The 21,613-nt window shown below is 67.7% G+C and carries 16 protein-coding genes and 1 tRNA gene; 7 read left to right on the top strand and 10 right to left on the bottom strand.

Going from position 1 to position 21,613, the window contains the following annotated elements:
- Positions 1-3 precede the first annotated feature (3 nt).
- Positions 4-1,155, top strand: a complete 1,152-nt coding sequence (locus tag ACTPOI_RS00230) for a reverse transcriptase domain-containing protein (RefSeq protein WP_440105346.1) — start codon at positions 4-6, stop codon at positions 1,153-1,155.
- Complete coding sequence (locus tag ACTPOI_RS00225; RefSeq protein WP_440105344.1) at positions 1,152-1,421, top strand: helix-turn-helix transcriptional regulator; 270 nt, start codon at positions 1,152-1,154, stop codon at positions 1,419-1,421. Before ACTPOI_RS00230 ends, ACTPOI_RS00225 begins: the two co-directional genes overlap by 4 nt.
- Here the strand turns inward: ACTPOI_RS00225 and ACTPOI_RS00220 are convergent.
- Positions 1,376-2,638, bottom strand: coding sequence for a tyrosine-type recombinase/integrase (locus ACTPOI_RS00220; RefSeq protein ID WP_440105342.1), 1,263 nt, complete (start codon positions 2,636-2,638; stop codon positions 1,376-1,378). The two genes, ACTPOI_RS00225 and ACTPOI_RS00220, sit on opposite strands and share 46 nt — an antisense overlap.
- A 256-nt stretch (positions 2,639-2,894) precedes the next feature.
- Between ACTPOI_RS00220 and ACTPOI_RS00215 the strand changes: the two genes are divergently transcribed.
- Positions 2,895-2,968: transfer RNA gene (locus ACTPOI_RS00215), tRNA-Gly, on the top strand.
- Between the two features lie 56 nt (positions 2,969-3,024).
- Here ACTPOI_RS00215 and ACTPOI_RS00210 read toward each other — a convergent pair.
- The 6 genes from ACTPOI_RS00210 to ACTPOI_RS00185 form a co-directional block, all read right to left on the bottom strand.
- Positions 3,025-5,019: a Cache 3/Cache 2 fusion domain-containing protein gene (locus ACTPOI_RS00210; protein WP_440105340.1), complete on the bottom strand. Its 1,995-nt coding sequence runs from the start codon at positions 5,017-5,019 to the stop codon at positions 3,025-3,027.
- 189 nt (positions 5,020-5,208) lie between these two features.
- Complete coding sequence (locus ACTPOI_RS00205; protein ID WP_440105338.1) at positions 5,209-6,126, bottom strand: pseudouridine synthase; 918 nt, start codon at positions 6,124-6,126, stop codon at positions 5,209-5,211.
- A 73-nt stretch (positions 6,127-6,199) separates the two neighbouring features.
- Positions 6,200-9,430 (bottom strand): error-prone DNA polymerase, encoded by a 3,231-nt coding sequence (locus ACTPOI_RS00200; RefSeq protein ID WP_440105336.1) that lies wholly within the window; start codon positions 9,428-9,430, stop codon positions 6,200-6,202.
- A 159-nt stretch (positions 9,431-9,589) separates the two neighbouring features.
- Entirely contained in the window at positions 9,590-11,104 is a 1,515-nt protein-coding gene (locus ACTPOI_RS00195; RefSeq protein ID WP_440105334.1) for a DNA polymerase Y family protein, read from the bottom strand.
- Positions 11,067-11,936 (bottom strand): translesion DNA synthesis-associated protein ImuA, encoded by an 870-nt coding sequence (gene imuA, locus ACTPOI_RS00190; RefSeq protein WP_440105332.1) that lies wholly within the window; start codon positions 11,934-11,936, stop codon positions 11,067-11,069. The genes ACTPOI_RS00195 and imuA overlap by 38 nt, the downstream gene beginning before the upstream one ends.
- 252 nt (positions 11,937-12,188) lie before the next feature.
- Entirely contained in the window at positions 12,189-13,499 is a 1,311-nt protein-coding gene (locus tag ACTPOI_RS00185) for an HD-GYP domain-containing protein (RefSeq protein ID WP_094290673.1), read from the bottom strand.
- A gap of 489 nt (positions 13,500-13,988) precedes the next feature.
- On the opposite strand from ACTPOI_RS00185, the gene ACTPOI_RS00180 reads away from it, so the two are divergent.
- Both ACTPOI_RS00180 and ACTPOI_RS00175 read left to right on the top strand, forming a co-directional pair.
- Complete coding sequence (locus ACTPOI_RS00180; protein WP_094290672.1) at positions 13,989-14,276, top strand: DUF4148 domain-containing protein; 288 nt, start codon at positions 13,989-13,991, stop codon at positions 14,274-14,276.
- Positions 14,277-14,368: 92 nt separating this feature from the next.
- Complete coding sequence (locus ACTPOI_RS00175) at positions 14,369-14,662, top strand: DUF4148 domain-containing protein (RefSeq protein WP_440105329.1); 294 nt, start codon at positions 14,369-14,371, stop codon at positions 14,660-14,662.
- 133 nt (positions 14,663-14,795) lie between these two features.
- Here the strand turns inward: ACTPOI_RS00175 and ACTPOI_RS00170 are convergent, their stop codons facing one another.
- Genes ACTPOI_RS00170 through ACTPOI_RS00160 form a run of 3 tightly spaced genes read right to left on the bottom strand, consistent with a single transcriptional unit; the run spans position 14,796 to position 18,866 of the window.
- Entirely contained in the window at positions 14,796-15,551 is a 756-nt protein-coding gene (locus tag ACTPOI_RS00170) for a GntR family transcriptional regulator (RefSeq protein ID WP_094290671.1), read from the bottom strand.
- Position 15,552: 1 nt separating this feature from the next.
- Entirely contained in the window at positions 15,553-17,325 is a 1,773-nt protein-coding gene (locus ACTPOI_RS00165; protein ID WP_440105327.1) for a glycerol-3-phosphate dehydrogenase/oxidase, read from the bottom strand.
- Complete coding sequence (locus tag ACTPOI_RS00160) at positions 17,322-18,866, bottom strand: FGGY family carbohydrate kinase (protein ID WP_440105324.1); 1,545 nt, start codon at positions 18,864-18,866, stop codon at positions 17,322-17,324. The genes ACTPOI_RS00165 and ACTPOI_RS00160 overlap by 4 nt, the downstream gene beginning before the upstream one ends.
- Before the next feature lie 181 nt (positions 18,867-19,047).
- Between ACTPOI_RS00160 and ACTPOI_RS00155 the strand changes: the two genes are divergently transcribed.
- Both ACTPOI_RS00155 and ACTPOI_RS00150 read left to right on the top strand, forming a co-directional pair.
- Positions 19,048-20,094, top strand: coding sequence for a substrate-binding domain-containing protein (locus tag ACTPOI_RS00155; protein WP_184865503.1), 1,047 nt, complete (start codon positions 19,048-19,050; stop codon positions 20,092-20,094).
- 11 nt (positions 20,095-20,105) lie between these two features.
- Complete coding sequence (locus ACTPOI_RS00150; RefSeq protein WP_440105480.1) at positions 20,106-21,605, top strand: sugar ABC transporter ATP-binding protein; 1,500 nt, start codon at positions 20,106-20,108, stop codon at positions 21,603-21,605.
- Positions 21,606-21,613 lie beyond the last annotated feature (8 nt).

Raw genomic sequence — 21,613 nt, 5'->3', positions numbered from 1 at the left:
CCTATGAAACCATCATTGAGTCAGCTGCACAGGGAAAGCGCAACAAAAGAAGCGCCACAGCCCACCCTCAACACCCTCCTGCAGGCCTACATCGACTGCCGCCAGCACAAGCGCAACACCGCCAGCGCCCGCGAGTTTGAGCAGCACCTGGAGCGCAACCTGTGCGACCTGCACGCCGAGCTGCTGGACGGCAGCTACAGGCCCGGGCGCAGCATCTGCTTTGCCATCACCCGCCCCAAGCCGCGCGAGGTGTGGGCCGCGCAGTTCCGCGACCGCATCGTGCACCACCTGCTCTACAACCACATCGGCCCGCGTTTCGAGGCCGCGTTTGTGGCCGACTCCTGCGCCTGCATCCCGGGCCGGGGCACGTTGTACGGCGCCCAGCGGCTGGAGGCCCAGGTGCGCAGTTGCACCCACAACTGGGCCCGCCCCGCCTTCTATCTGAAGTGCGACTGCGCCAACTTCTTCGTCAGCATCCACAAACCCATCCTGCTGCAGCGCCTGGCCGCCCGCATCCATGAGCCCTGGTGGCTGGCCCTGGCCACCACCATCCTCATGCACGACCCGCGCAGCGACGTAGAGGTGCGCGGCAAGGCCAGCACCCTGCGCCGCGTGCCCGCGCACAAGAGCCTATTCAACGCGCCAGCCGACACCGGCCTGCCCATTGGCAACCTGAGCAGCCAGTTCTTTGCCAACGTGCTGCTGGACGGCCTGGACCAACACGCCAAGCACCAGCTGCGCGCGCCGTACTACGTGCGCTATGTGGATGACTTTGTGCTGCTGCACCCCGATGCACAGTGGCTCAGCGCCGCGCTGCGCGACATCACCGCCTGGCTACCGGCCCACCTGGGCGTGCAGCTCAACCCCAGCAAGACCATCCTGCAGCCGGTAGACCGGGGCATTGACTTTGTAGGCCAGGTCATCAAGCCCTGGCGCCGCACCACCCGCCGCCGCACCTTGGCCAGCGCCCTGCAGCGCATCGAGCACCTGCCAGCCGCCGAGGTTTTCAGCGCAGGCAACAGCTACCTGGGTCTGGTGCGCCAGGCCAGCCACAGCCACAAGGAGCGCGCGGCGGTGTGCCGAGCGCTGCTGAAGCGTGGGCACGCGGTGGAGGGGATGAATTTGAGCAAGGCATTCAGGAGGAATGAGGCATGACCAGCGCCACAGTGACCATCAAGCCCCTGTATCTCGACCGCGAGGCTGCTGCCGCCTTCCTGTCGCTGTCGTCCACCCAGCTGGAAAAGATGGCATCCAAGGGCCTTGCGCCCAAGCCCCGCAAGCTGTCTGCAGGCCGCAGCGCATGGCTTGTGGAAGAGCTGGAAGACTGGGGCCGCTCGCTACCCGTGTCAGACCTCAAGCCCGCGCGCAACTCCGGCTATGGCCGCGCCGGGGCACCAGACGACGCGAGCGAATCCAAGTGATCGCACAGCCGCCGCAGCCACACCAGCCGCTCCTGGTCGTAGGTGTGCACGTTGTAGGTGGCCTCTATCTCTGCGGGCATGTGGCCCACGATGGCTTCGGCAATCTCCGCCGGGCACCCCAGGGCGGCCAGCATGGTGCGGCCGGTGCGCCGCAGGTTGTGCGGCGTCCAGTCGGTCACGGGCAGCTGCTGCGCCGGGTTATCCCGGCGTTTTGCCTTGGGGCTGTAGGGCTGCAGGTCGTACACATAGGTGCTGAAAGCGTGCTGGGTGTACGGCTTTCCCCTGGTGTCTTCAAACAGGTAGCCGGACTGCCCCACACTGGCCAGCCGCCTCTCCACCACCTGGCGCGCGCGACCCCATAGCGGCACGCGCAGATCCACAGCATCGGCGTGCCGGGCGTTTTTGGTTTGCGCCTTGGGGATGGTCCACCACAGCACCGCATCATCACCATCACCTTCCACCGCCAGGTGCTCGGGCCGCAGACCAAATATCTCGCTGCCGCGCGTGCAGGTCCACAGGTACATGACCACCGCATCCTGGCCCACCTGATGCATGTTGCCCAGCCAGGCCAGCAGCGCGCGCACCTCGTCATCCCGTAGCGCCCGCCGCCTCTGGCCCACGTGCTGGCCCGCCATCACCTTGCCCTTGCTTTTCAGGCGCCCCTTCATCACCTGGCGCCACCAGTTGGGCGTGTTGCCGTCCAGGCGCCCAGCGTCCAGCGCGTATTCCCAGGCAGAGCCCAGCATGGACCGCAGCTTTGCTGTGGCCATGGGCGTGGACTTGCGGGCCTCCAGCACATCAAAGCACTGCGCACGGGTCACCAGGTTGGCATCCATACCAGCCAGCTCGGGCTCTTGCTCGATCATCCGGTCCAGCGCCTTGCGCGCCGCCTCGGCGCCAGCGGCCTTGCGGCTGACCAGCAGATGCCCCTTCACATAGTCCGCTACCAGCTTTGCAACGGTGTAGGTTTTTTGGGTTGTCGGTGTAGCTTTTGCAGCCGCACGTAGCGCCTTGCGCTGGGCAACCGGGTCAATGCCCTCCGACTTCTGCCCCCTCAGCTCCATCCACCTGGCCATGGCATCGTGCAGCGACAACGCAGGCCATGGCCCAATGGCCACCTGGCGCAGCTTGCCGTCTGGCGTCTTGTAGCGGTAAGTCCAGGTCTTGAGGTTTTTGGTGGCCAGCAGCCGCAAGCCAGGGCAACCAGGCACTGCCATCGCATCGCCCGCCTGCAGCGCTTTCGCAGCCCTCGCATCAAAAACCATATACTCCCCACCTGTTGAGTGCGCCCCGTGCAGAGCAGTGTAGGTTTCGGACCACCAGAAACTACACTTAAACTACACCGGGAGTATATGCAGCGGGGTGTGAATGGGGGCAGATGTAGGGAGCATCAAAAGCCTCACCATCAGAAAACCAGCTGTAAAATCAAGCACTTAAAGCAATTTACCGTTTCAAATCAACGGGTTGCGAAATGCGGGTGTAGTTCAATGGTAGAACGGCAGCTTCCCAAGCTTCATACGAGGGTTCGATTCCCTTCACCCGCTCCAAATACAAAACCCGCCAGGCTCCACAGCTTGGCGGGTTTTTTCATGGGTGGACGCATTCAGCCCCGAATGGATGTCGCATCCTGCCCCAGGTTGAACCGCGCAATCGCCTCCACCATCTGCTGCGCCTGCGTGCGCAGGCTGCTGGCGGCAGCGGCCATTTCTTCCACCAGGGCGGCGTTCTGCTGCGTGGTCTGATCCAGCTGTGTGACGGCTTCACCGACCTGGCCCACACCGGCGGTCTGTTCGTTGCTTGCGGCGCTGATTTCAGAAACCATGTCGGCCACGCGCTGGATCGAGCGGACCACCTCCTGCATGGTGGTGCCTGCCTGGTCGGCCAGCACCGACCCCTGCTGCACCATCGCGCTGCTCGCACCAATCAACTCCTTGATGGCCTTGGCCTCGGCGGCGGTGCGCTGGGCCAAGTTGCGTACTTCTGCCGCCACCACCGCAAAGCCACGGCCTTGTTCACCCGCACGGGCGGCCTCCACGGCAGCGTTCAGCGCGAGGATATTGGTCTGGAATGCAATGCCGTCGATCACGCCGATGATGTCGGCAATCTTCTGGCTGCTGCTGTTGATGTCCTGCATGGTGCTGACCACCTTGGACACCACCTCCCCGCCCTGCTGCGCCACGCGGCTGGCGCCCACTGCGAGCTGATTGGCCTGGCTGGCGCTGTCGGCGTTGTGGCGGATGGTGGCGCCCAGCTGTTCCATGCTCGCGGCCGTCTGCTCCAGCGCACTGGCCTGGCTCTCGGTGCGGCCCGAGAGGTCCTGGTTGCCCTGGGCGATTTCCGTGCTGGCGGCCGAGACGCTGTCGGCACTGGTGCGCACGGTGCCCAGGCTTTCCACCAAGCGGGCTCGAAAGCCTTCCATCGCCTGGGCCAGCGTGCCAATTTCGTCGCGGGACCGCACCGACACCGCATGCGTGAGATCGCCCTGCGCCAGGTAGGCCAGCGCGGCGCTCAGCTGCTGCACAGGCGCGCCCACCAGGCGGCGGGTGGCCATCACCAGCACCATCGTCAGCAGGGCGAGGGCCACCACCACCCCCAGCCATAGCCAGGCCAGCACATTACGGGCCTCGCTCATCATTTCCGTCAGGGGCGCCTCGGCTACGATGGCCCAGTTCCAAGGCTTGTAGTGTTCCACCGCCAGGTAGCGCGTGGCACGGTCACCCTCGCTGCTGCGGCGGGGGGACCATTCCGACTCCAGATCCCCCGCCTGCCCCGCCTGCCCCACCGCCGCCAGCGCCGCCATCCAGGCCTTGGCCTGCTCGTCCTTCTCGTCCACCTTGAGGGCCTTGCCCGCGCCCGGCAGGCCAAAAATGCTGCCCCGCGCGGGACCCGCCGAGAGGTTGACCGCATAGACCGCCCCCGTGGCAAACAGCTTTTGCCCCGCCATCACGGTGTCGAGCTTGCCCAGAATGGCGCCCATATCGGAGCCGATGAACAGAATGCCGATGGTGCGGTTGCCCTCGCGAATGGGCTCGTACACGGTCATGTATTCCCGGCCAAACAGGCTGGCGCGGCCAATGTAGGTCTTGCCCTCGTTCATCAGGGCATAGGCCGGGTGCTTGCGGTCCAGCAGGGTCTTGTAGGCGCGCTCACCATCCTGCTTTTTGAGCGATGTGGTCACGCGGATGAAGTCATCCCCCGTGCGCGCAAAAATGGTCGCCACCGCGCCCATGCTGTCCTTGGAAAAGCGGTCCACCACTTCGAAATCGCCATTGACGGGCGCCCCCTGGAACGACAACACGGCCTCGGGCTTGCCGTCGGCCCCGGGCGCCTCGGCCACCGAGAACTGGCCGGGGAAATTCGCCTTGAACAGGGAAAAGTCTCGCTTGGCCTGCTCTTGCGCGGTTTCGTCAAAGGTCTGCACCAACGTGCGCACCTGGGCGGCGTACTGCGTAGCATCGTCCCGCGAGAGGCGGCCAAAGTCTTTCCAGAGCAGGCCGCTGACGATGCCCATGGTGGCCAGCAAGACCACCAGCAGGCTGAACAAGGCGGTTGCCGACAGTTTGAAGGCCACTGAATGGCGGGTGTTTGACGAAATCATCTGGTGCTTTTCTGTAATTTATGCAAAGGCGTGCATATACGACAGACAAAGTACCTGATCTGCGGACGAACGCCAAACAGCGCAGCCACCAATGGCCCGTTCACACCAAGGGAAAACCCTTGCATTCAACAGCGAGGACCTGCAGGCACAGCTACGCCCCGCCAGCCCCTGGGTGCATTAATCGAACCCCTATCCGCCCACGGGCAGGTGCAGCGACTGCCGGCTCTCAAACACCCGCTGCGCCCCGGTAACCGGGTCCACAAACGCCAGCGACCGCGCCAGCAATTGCAGGGGCTTCGAGTAGTCGCCCTCGGGCGGGTCGTTCACCACCGGGTAGAACGGGTCATTGCGCAGCGGCAGCCCCAGCGCCGCCATGTGCACGCGCAACTGGTGCCGCTTGCCGGTGATGGGCGACAAACGGTAGCGCGCCCAGCTGCCTGCCGCCTCCAGCACCTGCATGTGGGTATGGCTGTTGGGCTCACCGGGCACCTCCTGCATGCGAAAGAACTGCGGGCTTTCCTCCAGACGGCTGACATGCTCCCGGGGGAAGAACACATCCGCACGCCAGGGCGCGATCGCGTCGTAGTGCTTGGTGATCTGCCGGTCGCGGAACAAGGCTTGGTAGGCACCGCGCGTGCGCTTCTGCACCGACAACATCACCAGCCCGGCCGTGTCGCGGTCGATGCGGTGCAGCGGTGACAACTCGGGCACACCAAGCTGGCGCTTGAGCCGCACCAGCAGCGTGTTGTGCAGATACCGGCCCGAGGGCGTCACGGGCATGAAGTGCGGCTTGTCGGCCACCACCAGGTGCTCGTCCTGGTACAGCACCACCTCGCTGAAAGGCAACACGGGCTCTGCGGGCAGGCTGCGGTAGTAATACAGGCGCAGCCCGCCCTCAAACGACCGCTCGGGCACCACCGGCTGGCCGCGCTCGTCCACCACGTCGCCCGCCAGCATGCGCTGGCGCCATTCATCGCGGGCCACCACCGGCAGCCGCTGGGCCAGAAAGTCCAGCATGCTGCCCTGCCCGTGTGTGGGCAGAACCACGCAGCTGGGGCTGACGCCGTCGCGCACGGGCAGGACATGGGGGTGGTGGGGGTTGTGCATGGGGCGGGGATTTTAGGGTGCGCTGGCTACATCGATACGTAGAGGGCTCCTCATTCGCCACCGGGGCACTGCCTCAATGAAAATCCCGGCTGCCCTGCAGCACCTGCGCCATGCGGCCGAGCAGCGGGGTCAGGTCCTTGAAGCGCTGGGCCACGAGGTGGCGCACCACGGCGGGGGCCTGGCCTGAGGCGGTGGCATGCGCGTGGCCCCCCTCGGGCACGCTGCACTGCCACAGGCCTTCCACGGCCAACAGCTGGGATCTGAGCAGCGCGTTGCGCCAGCGGTCCACCATGTCGGGCCAGACGATGACGTTGACGGGGCCGGTTTCGTCTTCGAGGGTGACGAACATCGTGCCCTTGGCGGTGCCGGGGCGCTGGCGCACGGTGACGATGCCGCAGGCGCGCACCTTGCGGCCATGGGGAATGGCCATGAGTTGCAGCGCGGTCTGCAGGCGCCAGCGGGCCAGGCGCGGGCGCAGCAGGGCCAGGGGGTGGCGGCGCAGGGTGAGGCCGGTGGCGGCGTAGTCGAACAGGATTTCTTCGCCCTCGGGGGCGGCTGGCAGCGCCAGCGGTGCTTCGAGCACGGGCACGTCGCGCAGCAGGGCCGGGGCGCTGTGCTGGGCGGCGGCGTCCCACATCTGCTGGCGCCGGTGGCCTGAGAGGCTGGCCAGTGCGTCGGCGGCGGCCAGGGCCTGCACATCCTGCTGGCTCAGCTGGGCGCGCAGGGCCAGGTCTTCGGTGGTGCTGAAGGGCGATGTGGCGCGAGCCAGCACCAGGCGGTCTGCCGCCCCTTTGCCCAGGCTGGCGACCAGGCACAGGCCCAGGCGCACAGCGGGCTGCGGCTGCTGTGGCCGGGGCAGCCCCTTGGCAGGCAGCAGGTGTTCGGCGGGGCATTCCAGCGTGCAGTCGTGGTCGCTGTGGCTCACGTCGATGGGCAGCACGCGCACGCCGTGGCGGCGCGCGTCCTGCACCAGTTGCGAGGCGGTGTAGAACCCCATGGGCAGCGAGTTGAGCAGCGCGGCCAGAAAACACGCGGGCTCGTGGCACTTGAGCCAGCTGCTGGCGTAGGCCAGCAGGGCAAAGCTGTGGGCGTGGCTTTCGGGAAAGCCGTATTCGCCAAAGCCCAGCATCTGCTGGAAGATGGCCTGGGCAAATTCAGGGCGGTAGCCCTTTGCCAGCATGCCGTCCAGCAGGGGTTTTTCGAAGCGGTGCACGCCGCCCTTGCGCTTCCAGGCGGCCATGGACCGGCGCAGGTCGTCGGCCATGCCGGGGGTGAATCCGGCGGCGATCATGGCGATCTGCATGACCTGCTCCTGGAAGATGGGCACGCCCAGCGTGCGCTGGAGGGCTTCTTCCAGTTCGGGCTTTTCCAACTCCAGCGGCAGGCCCTGCCGCCTGCGCTCGCGTGCCTTGAGGTACGGGTGCACCATGCCGCCCTGGATGGGCCCGGGCCGCACGATGGCAACCTCGACCACCAGGTCGTAGAACTCGCGCGGGCGCAGGCGCGGCAGCATGCTCATCTGGGCGCGGCTTTCGATCTGGAACACGCCCACGGTATCGGCGGCGCAGATCATGTCGTAGGTGGCGGGGTCTTCGCGCGGGATGTCCTTGAGGCCCCAGTGCTCGCCGCGCAGCACGGCACGTAGTTGCAGGCAGCGGCGCAGCGCGCTGAGCATGCCCAGGGCCAGCACATCGACCTTGAGCAGGCCCATGTCGTCAAGGTCGTCCTTGTCCCACTGGATGACGGAGCGGTCTTTCATGCTGGCGGGCTCGACCGGCACCAGCCGCGTGAGCTTGCCCTGGGTGAGCACGAAGCCGCCCACATGCTGGCTGAGGTGGCGCGGAAAGCCCTGGAGGTCGGCCGCCAGCTCCAGCCACAGCGTGGCGGTGTGCCGGTGCAGCGCGGCGCCGACGGCCTGCGCCAGCTCTTGCAGGCGGTCGGCAGCGAAGGTCTCGTCAAACCAGTGGTGGTCCTTGGCAAACGCATCGACCAGCGCGGGCGCCACGCCCAGGGCCTTGCCCACGTCGCGCAGGGCGCTGCGCGTGCGGTAGCTGGTGACGACGGCGGCAATGGCGGCGCGGTCGCGGCCGTATTTGTCGTAGATGTACTGGATGACCTCCTCGCGCCGGTCGTGCTCGAAGTCCACGTCGATGTCGGGCGGCTCCTTGCGCTCCTTGCTGATGAAGCGTTCGAACAGCAGGTGGGAGTTCTCGGGCGGCACGGCCGTGATGCCCAGCATGTAGCAGACCACCGAGTTGGCGGCGGAGCCGCGCCCCTGGCACAGGATCTTCTGGCTGCGGGCGTAGCGCACGATGTCGTGCACGGTGAGGAAGTACATCTCGTACTGGCAGTGCGCGATCAGATCCAGCTCTTTGCGGATCTGGTCCAGCACCCGCTGGGGAGCGCCCTGCGGGTACTCGCCCTCCACGCCGGTCTGCACCAGCCAGGCCAGCGCCTGGGCGGGGGTCATGCCTTGGGGCACGGTCTCCAGCGGGTACTGGTAGCGGATCTCGTCCAGCCGGAAGGTACAGCGCCCGGCCACCGTGAGCGTGGCCGCCAGCAGGTCGGGCGGATAGATGCCTGCCAGCCGCACGCGCTGGCGCAGGTGGCGCTCGGCGTTGGGCTGCAGCGCAAACCCGCACTCGGCCACGCTGCAGCCCAGGCGCACGGCGGTGATCACATCCTGCAGCGGCTTGCGCGAGCGGGCGTGCATGTGCACGTCGCCCGCCGCCACCAGCGGCAGGCCCAGCTGTGCGCCCACACGCTGCAGCGTGGCCAACCACAGGCCGTCGTCGGGGGCGAGGTGCAACTCGACTGCCAGCCAGATGTGTCCGTCAAAATCAGAGTCAAAACAGGCCTTTGCGCTCGACAGATATGCCTCAATAGCTATCAAATCAGTAGCATCAAAGCGTTTACGGCAAGGCGCCAGCAGCAGCTCGCACCCCTGCAGCAGGTGCCAGGGGCTGGCCGGGCCCACGTGGTACTGGCCCTTGGGCGCCGCACTGCGCGCGGCCGAGATGAACTCGCACAGGTTGCCCCAGCCCTCGGCGTCCCGCGCCAGGGCCACCAGCCGCAGGTCGCCCCACAGGAACTCGCTGCCCACGATGAGGTGCAGTCCCGTGGACTGGGCGGCCTTCCAGGCGCGCACCACGCCGGCCACCGAACATTCATCGGTCAGCGCCAGGGCCTGGTAGCCCAGCTTGGCGGCGCGTTCGACCAGCTCGTGCGGGTGCGATGCCCCGCGCTGAAAGCTGAAGTTGGACAGGCAGTGCAGCTCGGCATAGCCCGGCAAGAATGCAGTCATCTCCGTTCTTTCTCTATGGCGCTGCGCGCCACCCACCGGGCTTGAAACCGTGCCCCAGGCGGAGGCCGCCACACAAGGGCCACCCCGCCGCGCTGGCGGCATCCTCCTGCCCGCAGCACACAGCGCTGCGAGAGCGGGGGAAGCCGTACAAGGGGTGCTTCAAAACACACCATGCAGAAACCAGCGGGGAGGCCGCGCCAGCCCCTGCGCGCCATCGGGCGGTGGCGCCAGCCGCTCGCGGAACACCCACACCAGGCCCGCCACCGCGTTGTGCGCCACAAAGTAGTCGCGCAAGGCCAGGCCGGTGTGTGTGGGGTCGTCTGCCCCGCCATCGCCCGCAGCCCACCAGCCCGCCTCGAAGCGGTGGGGCCCGGCCAGCAGGCGCAGCAGGCCGTGGTGGCAGGGGCGGTTGCCCTGCACGGCCAGCCGCTGGGGCGGGTTCAGCAGCCAGGGGGGCAGCAGCAAGGCGTCGGGGCTGGCATCCAGCGCGGCCTCGGCCCCGCCGCCTGCGCTGGTGGCGGCAGAGCGCCGGGTGGATGGGCGGCCCAGCACCTCGGCTGCGGGGCGCCACTGCTGCATAAGCTCGGGGCGGTGGTCGGCCATCAGCACGGGGGCCTGCACCTGTTCGGGCCCCAGGCGGGCCGACAGGCGCTCCAGCAGCTGGTGCAAGGCTTCGCCTGGGGACGCAGGGTTGTCGGCACCGCCAGGGCAACCGCCACCATGATCGCCGGGCGGCAGCAGGCTGGCACTGCGGTGCGGCAGCGGGGCCGACTCCAGCAGGCGCAGCGTGATCTGGTTGGCCGGTGCGGCCAGGGTGGTGCGCGCCAGGTTCTCAGCCAGCAGACGCCGCAGGTGCGCCATGTCCTGCGTGGCCTGGGCGGTACGCACCTGCAAGGCCTGCGTGGGGACAATCACCACCCCGTCGATGCGCCGCAGGTCATGGCGCCAGGCCAGCTCCAACGCCAGCGCCCCCTGCTGGCGCGCCTGCAGCCAGCCCTGCAAGGCCGTGAGGCAGCGGTGGGCGCTCCACAGCAGGGCATCGGCCGAGGTGGCCAGCGCAGGCAATTCGGCGGCCAGCGCAAACTGCTCGGGCAGCTCCAGCCAGGCATGGGCTTCGGGGGCTTCGCCCAGGGCCTGGTCCAGCACCCGCAGCACCCCGGCCCCCAGGCGCCGGGCCAGCCCGGCACGCGGCAGCGCCCGCAAGGCGCCCCAGGTGCGGCAGCCCATGCGTTCCAGGCTGGCCACATGCGGGCGCAAGGCGGTCAGGGTGTGCAAAGGCAGGGTGTGCACCGCTGGCTCTTGTTGCCCCCGTGGTGCATGCCCGGCCAGCGCCATGCGCAGCCAGGCTTGCGCCACCAGCGCGGTGGGGCCGCTGCCCCAGGGGGGCTGCATGCCCGGGGGTTGCGGCAGAGCGCCCTGCCCCCCAGCGGCTTCGGCCCAGGCCTGCAACACCAAGACCCGCAAGGCATCGCGCCCGCCCCAGAGGCGCTCAGTGGTCGAAACCTCCAGCAGCACGGTGTCACCATCCGCCAGCGCCACACGCGGGGTAAAGCGCAAGGCCCACCAACCTGCGGCAGGCGCAGCCATCGTGCCAGCCGCAGCCGCCGCCCCGGTACTAGCCGGGCTGGTGGCGGGCTCATCCCGCCATGGCAGCGGCAATGCGATCCAGTGCATGCCCCCTCCCCTGCAGCGCCACCACTGCGGGCTCCGCGCGCATGGGCGCCGCCTGCCCCCCCGGGGCCGCTGCGTTGTAGCGCGCCACCATGGCGCGGGCCACCACCTGCGCGGCGTGGCGGCGCTCGGCCTGCGCCTCCAGGGCCAGCGCCAGCCGGGGATGGCAGCCCGGCAGATCCAGCGCCTGCACCAGGGGCGGCCCCCGGCGCTTGAGAATCTGCACCTGCATACCGGGCGCGGCAGGCGCGGATGTATCGGCAGACAGCCACCGCCCCTGCACCTGAAGCCGCAGCAGGGCTGGCGATGCCTGTGGCGCGGCGCTGATCGGGCGAAACACCCACAGCAGTTGCTGTTGCTGCGCCGCCGCCAGCTGCAATCTGCGCAAGGCTGCAGCGGGTGCCTGCGGCAGCCAGGCCATGACGGCCAGCACATCGCCGCACCGCAGCGCCTGCTCGGCCGCCCAGAATGCCGCACGGGCGCTGTCGGCCCGCACCACACACAGCCGCTCGGGCGGCAGCCCCTGCGCTTTCAGTGCCGGGCCAAAGGGCTCGCAAGGGGGCGCCACCGCCACCACGGCCCCTGCGCGGCGGGCCGTGGCCTGCGCCAGCGCGGGCAATACCAGTTGCCATTCATGCAGGCCCGCCAGAGGCTGCAGCACCTCGCACAACGCCCCCACCGGCCAGCCCCCGCCGGGCAGTTGGGCGTCCAGCAGCGCATGCCCCGTGGGCTGGGCTGCCTGCGGGCCCGCACCCAGGGCATCGGCATGCCAGACACCGGGCACGGCAGAGGGCAGATCGGGCGCAATCCGCAAGGACAGGCTGGGCGCGGGCATGGCGGGGGCAAGGCTTCAAAGAACAGGAATACTGTAAATATAACCAGTATTTTGAAGCGTGGAGAGCCAGGCGGGGAAGGCCACAGGATCGAAAGGGCTCGGGCCTGCGGGTGCTGACGGGCAAGGCCAAGGAGACCTGAGGGCTGCCTGCCACGGTCAAGCCAACCGGTTGACTCCGTGGCGACGGGGAAACGATTCAGCCTGCGCGGCAGGGGATCACCCGGGTGCCCTCTGCACGCGCCTTGGGGCGTATCAGAGCCGCCGAAGCGCCCAATCGCACCAGTCGGCCACGGCCGCATCCATGGGCGTGGTGCGGTCCGACAGCTGAGGCCAGCGGCGGTGGCTGGCGTTCAGAATGCTTTGCAGCTGCCACAGCGCCTCCCGCCCCACCAGGGCCACTTCGGCCATGCCGATGGCATCGCCCTGCAACTGCGCCAGCAATTCGCCCTGGTGCCGGGGGTGGGAACCCGCTTCGATCAAGGCTTTCTGCAAGGCCAGCAAGCGGGAGTCGGTGAATGCAAAGGCGCTGTCTGCAGGGACCTTGGCAGCCCCTGGGGGCAAGGCGGCCTTGAGCTGGTCCCAATAAGTGAAGGCTTCTGCGAGCAGGTCAATCTGGCGCGGAGCATCATTGCCCAGCGGCATCAGGGCCGATTCGCGCGCCACCTCTTCCTGCAGCAGCGGCAGGATGTGGGCCACGAGCGCGGAAGGGAATTTGCGGTGGTTGAGCCGCAGTACCAGCGACAGCCGCTGCGCGGGCATGTCTTCGTATTTTTCGTAGAACGCTGTCACCACCTCGGCCAGCAACAGGATGCGCCCCATGGGCGTGATGTCGGCACCGGCCAGGCCACGCGGGTAGCCGCTGCCATCCATGCGCTCGTGGTGCTCCAGCACCGCCACCTCGGCGGCACGGGCGTACACCTTGGTGTCGCGGATCATCAGCATGGCTGTGATGGGGTGCGCCACCAGGTGCTTGCGCTGCACACCCACCACCTTGTGGTCGGGGTCGCTCCAGGCCGGGTCCATGTGCAGCACGCCCAGGTCGTGCAACAAGGCCGCAGCCGCCAGGGTGCCGCAGTCGCGCTCTGCCAGACCGCTCTTGATGCCCAGGAACATGGCCACGGTCATCATCTGCAGGCTGTGCTCGAACAACTCGGGGCGCTGGTCGCGCATGACCGTGAGCTTGCAGGCCATGGGCGCTGGCAGAGGCAAGGAGCGCAGCGGCGCCAGCAGGCGGGCCGCCGAGGGGCCCAGCGCCTCGGCCAGCATGTTGGGCAAGGCCTCCTCTGCAATGAGCGCCTGCCCGGCTGCCAGCAGGGCGGGCACGTCCACAGGGTTTTCTATGGACAGGTGGCGGTCGATGGGCTCGCGCAACTTGTGCTGAACCAAGCGGTCATACAGGCGACTGTCGATGCGGGCGCCCTTCTCCACCAGCTTGATGCCGTTGTCGGTGTAGATGGCAGCGTCCGCGACCACCGTGCGGCGGTCGGCCATGTCGGTCAGCGCGCGCAGGTAATGGGGGCTGTCGGCGGTGTCAATGTCCGCCGAATCGAGGGGGTCTGTCATGCGAGGAACAACAAATCGTTACCTCGGACTATATGACGTTCTCTTGCAGGGCACTCAAACAAAACGCTCTTCGGCACGGCACTGTCTTGATGCATATCAAGCGCTGCCCACGGCCTGCCAAGGGCGGTATTACACGGCCTGGGCTCGCACGATCACCTGCTGCGACAGCGCTTTTCGCGCAGGAAAACCGCCGATCCTACCGTTCCAAATTGGCATCAGGGTTTCCATGGGATATGGGTGGCCAAAGCCCGCTTTTTGCCCTCTCCGGACAGTCAGGCTTGGGTAAACCCTAAAAAGTTCCGCCATGATTGTTTCCAATACTGGAACAGTTAGTTCGCGACTCGGTGGTTTTTCTGTGACCTTTACCCGCGTACAGTTCATCCCATCGATGAGCCGAACCCGCAAGGCGACTCACCGAACCCGGTTCAGGAATGGTTTTTTGACCCGGCTTTTTTGAGACGCTTTTTTAACTTCAAGGACTTATCCATCATGAACAACACCGCACGTTTCCTCTCCATCGCCGCTGTCGCTGCTTTCGCCTCGTTTGGCGCCCACGCTGACGAAGCCGATGCTTCGCAGTTCGCCACCCAATTCGAAACCAACCGCACCCGCGCCGAAGTACAAGCGGAAGCCGCTACCGTGGCCCAGACCCGCTCGATCGAGCCCGCTGGTTCGCGTGTGGTGACCTACAAGAGCACCGCCGACCGCGCTGCTGTGCGTGCCCAGGCTGCTGACGCTGTGCGCACCGGCCAGATCGCCTACGGCGAGCGTGGTTGATCGGTCAGCGCCTGATTCGCTGAATCCACCGCTCTTGCTGTTTCGTATTGCCCAGTACATCCCTGTTTTTTGAATTTCACCGGAGTTTCACCATGAACAAGACCGCTCGCATCATCTCCATCGCCGCTGTGGCTGCTTTCTCTGCCTTTAGCGCCCACGCTGACGAAGCCGACAGCTCGCAATTTGCCCTGAAGTTCGACACGAACCGCACCCGCGCTGAAGTGGCTGCCGAAGCCACTACCGTGGCACAGACCCGCAGCCAGGAGCCTGCTGGTTCGCGCGTGGTGACCTACAAGTCCACGGCTGACCGCGCTGCTGTGCGTGCCCAGGCTGCTGAAGCCCTGCGCACCGGCCAGATCCCTTCGGGCGAATTCAGCGCCATGTAAGCCACCGGCTGCCTGCCAGGATGTCGCAGGACATGGCTGGCAGCACCACAAAGACAACGGGCTCCTTCGGGAGCCCGTTGTCTTTGTATGTGACAGATGTACGGCAGGAGCACAGCCCACAGCCCAGGGGGTGCTAAGTTGTCGTCTGCACGTGCAGCCGACTTGATTTACAGCGGTGCAAGGCGTTGTAGTACTCCAGGCGCCGGCCATTGGCGCCATAGGCGATGGACTCGATGCGCAGCAGCGGCTCAGGGGTTTCCAGCTGCAGCAGGCCGCAAGTCTCGGCATCGGGCAGCACGGCGTCGATCCAGCGCTCGGCGCGCACCAGGCGCACGCCATACTGGCGGCGCAGCACGTCGTAGAGCGAGCGGTCGTCCAGGCGCATGCGGTGCAGGCCGGGCGCCAGGTCGGCGGGAACCACGGTCTCCACCAGCAGGCGCAGTTCGCCGTCCACGCTGCGCAGCCGCTTCAGGGCCACGACCTGGGTGTCGTCGGTGAGACCCAGCGCGCTGATCTCCTGCGGCGTGGGGTCGCGCAGTTGCTGCGACAGGATCTGCGTGCGCACCGAGCGGCCCTTGCGTTCCATTTCGTCGGAAAAGCCGAGCACGGTGGAGACGAAATCCTCGTCGCGCTCACGCGCCGCGACAAAGGCGCCACGGCCCTTGATCTTGTAGATCAGGTTGTTGCGCACCAGGTCGGCCAGGGCCTCGCGCACCACGATGCGCGAGATGCCGAACTGCTCGCCCAGTTCGGCCTCGGAGGGCAGCTTGGCACCGATGGCCAGATCACCCTGCAGGATCTGCAGGCGCAGGGCATCGCGGAACTGCGCCCACAGGGGCGATTCGGAATTGCGGTCGAGCAGCGGCTGGAGTTCGTTCGGAGAATTCACGTCATGTCGGGCTCAGGGCCGGATGGGGGGTCGATAGTGCATGAAAAGCCGGCACGGCATCGGAATCGGGGGCTGCGGGGGCCAGGCGCACGCCATGGCGCTCGCGCAGTGCAGTGCTGCAATTGTGCAACTCCTGCCGCTCGCGCCCTGCATCCCAGCCCAAAGCCTCTGCGGCAATGCCGGCCATCTCGGCCAGCGCGGCATCGGTGACCAGGCCGCGAATGGCCAGCAGCGTGCGGCGGATCACGAGGTCGTCGAGGTGGATCACACCGGTTTCGGTGCACAGCCAGGCCACCTCGACCGCCGAGTAGTCAGGTGCATGCAGCAGCGGCACGTCGCCCGCCACCTTGAAATGCGAGGCCATGCACAGGGCCTCGGAGCCATAGCGGCGCAGCAGTGCCTGGGCGCGCTCGCGTGCCAGGCCCGCATCCCGGGCAATGCGCTCGATGAAACGCTCGGTCGCCTGAGCGTCCTGCGGCATGCCCGAGCCCCCGCCAATCGGCAATTGCCGCGTGGAGGCCGTGCGCTCCCGCCCCAACAGATGCAGCACCTCGTTGGTGGCCTCTTCGGCCAGCGCACGGAAGGTGGTCCACTTGCCGCCCACCAGGCCCACGACCGGAATGTCGCGCGAAGGAGACGGCGGGTCGATCACCACCGAATGGTCGCGCGAGATCTGCCCGGGCTTGTCCGCATCCGAGCGCGCCAGGGGCCGCACACCCACATAGGTGTAGACCACATCCTTGCGCCCGAAGGACAGGTTGGGGAAGACCTCGCCCAGCACCTCCAGCAGGTAGTCCACCTCGGCCGGCTCGGTGGCGATCTGGTCGGGGTCGTCCACCGGGATGTCGGTGGAACCCACGAGCACGCGGTCCAGGAAGGGGTAGACGATGCACACGCGGCCATCCAGCGCCTCGAAATACGCCATCCGCCCCTGCAGGGCATCGCGCAGCGCCGGGTGGTCGAGCACCAGGTGCGAGCCCTTGGTGCCCATCACGCGCGGCACGGCGCCACCAAGCAGTACCGTGCTGCGGTCCAGCCAGGCGCCGCTGGCATTGACCACCGCATCGGCCGTCACCTGCACCACCTCGCCCGTGGTCTCGTCGCGCAGCGTGAGGGTCTTGCCCGCGCAGCCCATCACCCGGCAGTGGTTGGCCGCAGCAGAGCGGGGCTGGTCGCGGCAGGCATCGCGCACCAGCTCCAGCACCAGCCATTCGGGGTGGCTGATCCAGGCGTCGAAGAACGTTGCGGTCCAGCGCACGGCGGCGCGGAACAGCTGGCGGTCGGCCGGCTGCACGCGGCTGATGCGGTGGTTGGGCATCACGCGCTGGCGCCGGCCCAGCAGGTCGTACAGGCGCAGGCCCGTGGCCACGGCCAGCAGGCCACGCGTGCGCTGGGGCGGCGTGCGCCCCAGGAACTTGAGCGCACTGCTCATCAGCCCGCCGAAGAAGCTCGACAGCGGCACCACGGTCTTGAGCGGCTGCACCAGGTGCGGCGCATTGCGCAAAAGCAGGTTGCGCTCGCGCGTGGCCTCGGCCACCAGCGAGAAGCTGCCGCTCTCCAGGTAGCGCAGGCCGCCGTGGATCATGCGCGAGGGCGCGCTGCTGGCACCCGCGCTGAAGTCGCCCTTGTCGACGATGAGGCAGTCCACCCCCTGCAGCGACAGGTCGCGGAACACGCCCACGCCGTTGATGCCCGCGCCCACGATCACCGTGGAGAAGTGGCGGCCGGCCACGGCGGCCGGGCGCACGAAGGGCAATGCCGACGTGGTGCTCATGGCAATGCCTCCACCTGCTGCACAGGAACAGGCGCCGGGATCGGCGTGGCGGGTGCGGGCGCGCGCTCTGGCGCATGGCCGGCCAAGTGGCCGAAGACAGGGGACATGGTGGTGATCAGCTCGTTGAAATCGGCGTTGAAATCCGCATGGGCCCGGGCCTGGCCGGCATCGGGCTCGACCGTGTCGCACGGTGCGCACAAGGGGGCCGCGTCGATGCCCTGCGACATCGCGGCGTAGATTGCCGCCCCCCGTGCACCGGTCTCGTCGTCGGCGCAGCGCTCCACCGGGTGCCCCAGCAGACCGGCCAGCAAGCGCACCAGGCGCGTATCGCTGGCGCCGCCGCCCAGCACGGTGGACGCCGAAACCGGCAGCCCCCCGGCAGCCAGCCGGGCGGTGTGGCGCGCATGCAGCGCCGCCACTGCATCGACCACGGCCCGCGCCATGTCACCGCGCGTGTGGTGGCTCTTGAGGCCCACGAAGCCCGCGGTGACGCCGCCGCCGCCGTTCACGAAGGGCAAGAAGCGCAGGCCCCCGGCCCCCAGCGGTACCGACATCGCCAGATCGACCACTGCGCGCGCATCGGGCAGGCCCAGCACACCGGCCAGCCAGGCGATGTTGGCCATCGACGAAGGGCTGTTTTCCATGTACAGGCGCCGGTCGTGCGGGCCGAAATTGACGGTGGAGGCCACGTCCGGCCCGGGCGACAGCACCGGGCCGATGACGGCGTTCACGCACCAGGTTCCCAGCACGGAGACCGCACGGCCCCGCTCCTCGGCCCGCACCGCCGTCATCGCGGCCAGGAGGTCGATGGCGCCCATGGCCACCGGAATACCGGCCGGCAGGCCGTAGACGGACGCTGCTGCCGACTGCACCGTGCCGATGACCTCGCCACTGCGCACCAGCGGCCCGAAGGCCTGGGGCGCCAGGCCGGCAATGCCCGACGCGGCAAAGGCCAGCGGCGACCAGGTTCCCGTGGCCACCGACAGCAGGCCTGCGGTGCTGGCATCGCTGGCATCGGTGGCGATCTCGCCGCTGAGCAGAAAGCCCACGTAGTCCTTGGCAAACATCAGCCGCTGCAGGGCGCCGCTGCGCACCGCATCGCGACCCAGCAGTTCGGCGGCAATCACGGTCGGCTGGCCCGGCCAGGGCTGGCAACCCACCTCGGCCAGGAGCTCAGGCCCGCGGCTGGCGGCAAGCGACTGGGCCCGCGCCGCGGCGCGCTGGTCGGTCGAGGCCACGGCACGGCCGCCGGCCAGTTCATGGCGTGCATCCAGCGCGTACAGGCCGGCGCCATGCCCGGTGCAGCCGATGGCGCGGACATCGTCCACCCGGCTGCCCAGCTGGTGCGCCACATCGCGCAGCACGCTGGACAGGGCCGAGCGGATCATGGGCGCCCCCACTTCGCAGCCACCGCCGGGCAGGCGGTCGTGCTGCAGGGGCATGCGGGACAGGGCCACGGCGCGGCCGCTCGCGGCCTCCAGGGCCAGGGCTTTGAGGCTGCTCGACCCGAGGTCGATGCCGATCAGTAGTTGGGTCTTCATGTCATAACAGCTTCCGTCGAACCAGCGGGCTTATCCAGTAGTGTTTCCCCTAACTATCTGGCAATTCGATCCACGCTTACATTCTACCTGTCATAACAACTGTCGTGACACCAAGCACCCCATCCCAGCCCTGGAGAAAGCAGCACCATGCGCTGCCCCGTTCAACAAGAGGAGACAAAAAATGAGGCGTAATTTCCTGAAGTCCGCAGCAGCCGCCGGCATCGGCCTGGCCGGTACCAGCGCATTCGCGCAGCAGCCCGCAGCAGCCCCCGCCGCGGCGGGAGGGCTGCGTGGCAACCCCAGCGACGTCTACGTGATGAACGTGATGGTCTCGGGTGTGGAGTACTGGTTCCCGGTCTACGAAATGATGAAGCAGCTCGGACGCACCCTGGGCGTGCGCACCCGCTACACCGGCACGCCCGAATACGACGTGAACAAGCAGCTGGCCTCGTTCGAGCAGGAGCTGGCACGCAAGCCCGCCGGCATCCTGCTGCACCCCATGAACCCCGATCCGTTCATCGAGCCCATCAACCGCGCCGCGGCCATGGGGATCCCGGTGGTCACCTTCGCGGCCGACTCGCCCAACTCCAAGCGCACCTCCTTCATCACCTCGGACAACGAGCGCGAAGGCGCGCAGGCGGCCGACGCCATCGCCGCGTCGATGAATGGCAAGGGCGAGTTCGCCGTGCTGGAGAACCCCGGCCAGGACAACCACGACCGTCGCATCGCCGCCTTCATCAACCGCATGAAGACCAAGCACCCCGGCATGAAACTGGTGGGCCGCGCCGCCAGCAACCAGGACCCCAACAAGGCCTACCAGGCCGTGCAGAGCCTGGCGCAGGCCAACCCCAACCTGGGCGCCCTGTTCATGCCCGAGGCCAATTCGGCCCTGGGTGCCGCCCAGGCCAAGGTCGAGAGCAAGAAGAACATCAAGGTGATGTGCTGCGACGTGAACGCCAAGATCCTGGACATGATCAAGTCCGGCGACGTGTTCGGCGCCATCAACCCCAACCAGGGCATGCAGGGCTACATGGGCATGATGATGCTGTTCCTGGCCAAGAACCCCGGCCTCATCGACCCGATGAACGATGCCAAGCGCAACGGCACCAACCCCATGGCCGTGCCCTTCCTGGACAACGGTCTGGCCGTGGTCAGCAAGGCCAACGCCGACGACTTCTACTGGGACAAGTACCTCGCGCGCCGCGGCACCAAGGGCATCAGCGAGTGAGCACCACCACCATGGATGCCCCCCTGCTCGCGCTGCGCGGCATCTGCAAGCGCTTCGGCGCTTCGCATGCGCTCTCGGGCGTGGACTTCTCGCTGCAGGCGGGCGAGATCCACGCCCTGTGCGGCGAGAACGGCGCGGGCAAGTCCACGCTGATGAACATCATCGATGGCATCCACCAGCCGGACGCGGGCGAGATAGCGCTCGACGGCCGCGTGGTCACCATCGATGGGCCGGCCCAGGCCATGCGCCTGGGCATCGGCCTGGTGCACCAGGAAATCGCCCTGTGCGCCGACGCCACCGTGGCCGAGAACATCTTCATGCCCGAGATCAATGCAGGTCGGCAGGCATGGATGGACTACGCCAGCCTCAACGAGCGCGCAACCCGGGTGCTGCAGCGGCTGGGCCAGGACATCGACCCTGCGGCCTGCGTGGGCGACCTGCCCATCTCCAGCCAGCAGTTGATCGAAATCGCCAAGGCGCTCACGCTCGACTGCAAGGTGCTGATTCTCGATGAGCCGACCGCCGCGCTCACCGACAACGAGTCGGCCGCCCTCTTTCGCGTGCTGCACGACCTCAAGGACCAGGGCATCGGCATCATCTACATCAGCCACCGCATGGCCGAGATCTTTGCCCACTGCACGCGCGTGACCGTGCTGCGCGACGGGCGCAACGTGCATTCGGGCCCGCTGGCCGAACTCGACGCCGACGGCCTGGTGCGCCGCATGGTCGGGCGCGACCTGGGCAACTACTACCCGCCCAAGCAGCAGGAGGCCGATGCCACAGCCCCCGTGCTGGAGGTGCAAGACCTGGCCGATGGCGAGCGCGTGCACGGCGTCTCGTTCACCGTACAGCGCGGCGAGGTGCTGGGCATCGCCGGGCTCATGGGCGCCGGGCGCAGCGAGATGGCGCAGACCCTGTGCGGCCTGCGCCCCACCACCGGCGGCAGCGTGCGCCTGAACGGCAAGCCGCTGGCGATTCGCAAGTACAGCGACGCGCTGCGCGCCGGCATCGCCTACCTCAGCGAAGACCGCAAGGCCGCGGGCGTCTACCTGGACCTGCCGATCGCGCAGAACATCGCCTCGATGGCGCTGGCACGCGTGAGCTCGCGCTTCGGTCTGCTGCAACGCGCCAGCGAACACCGGCTGGCGCAGGAGTTGGGCACGCGCCTGAAGCTCAAGTCCGATGGCGTGCAGATCGAGGTGGCGAGTCTTTCGGGCGGCAACCAGCAGAAGGTGGCGATTGCCAAGCTGCTGGCCACCAACCCGGCCGTGCTGCTGATGGACGAGCCCACGCGCGGCGTGGACGTGGGGGCCAAGTCGGAGATCCACCACATCCTGCGCGACCTGGCCTGCCAGGGCGTGGGCGTGGTGGTCATCTCCTCGGAGCTGCCCGAGATCATCGGGCTGTGCGACCGGGCCCTGGTCATCCGCGACGGCCGCGTCGCGGGCGAGGTGCAAGGCAAGGACATGACGGAAGAGGCCCTGCTGCGGCTGGCCTCGGGATTGGAATGACAACACGA

Source organism: Acidovorax sp. BL-A-41-H1, assembly GCF_051942715.1.
Note: the sequence above shows the minus strand (reverse complement) of the source record. Positions and strands in the feature narration are given on the sequence as shown.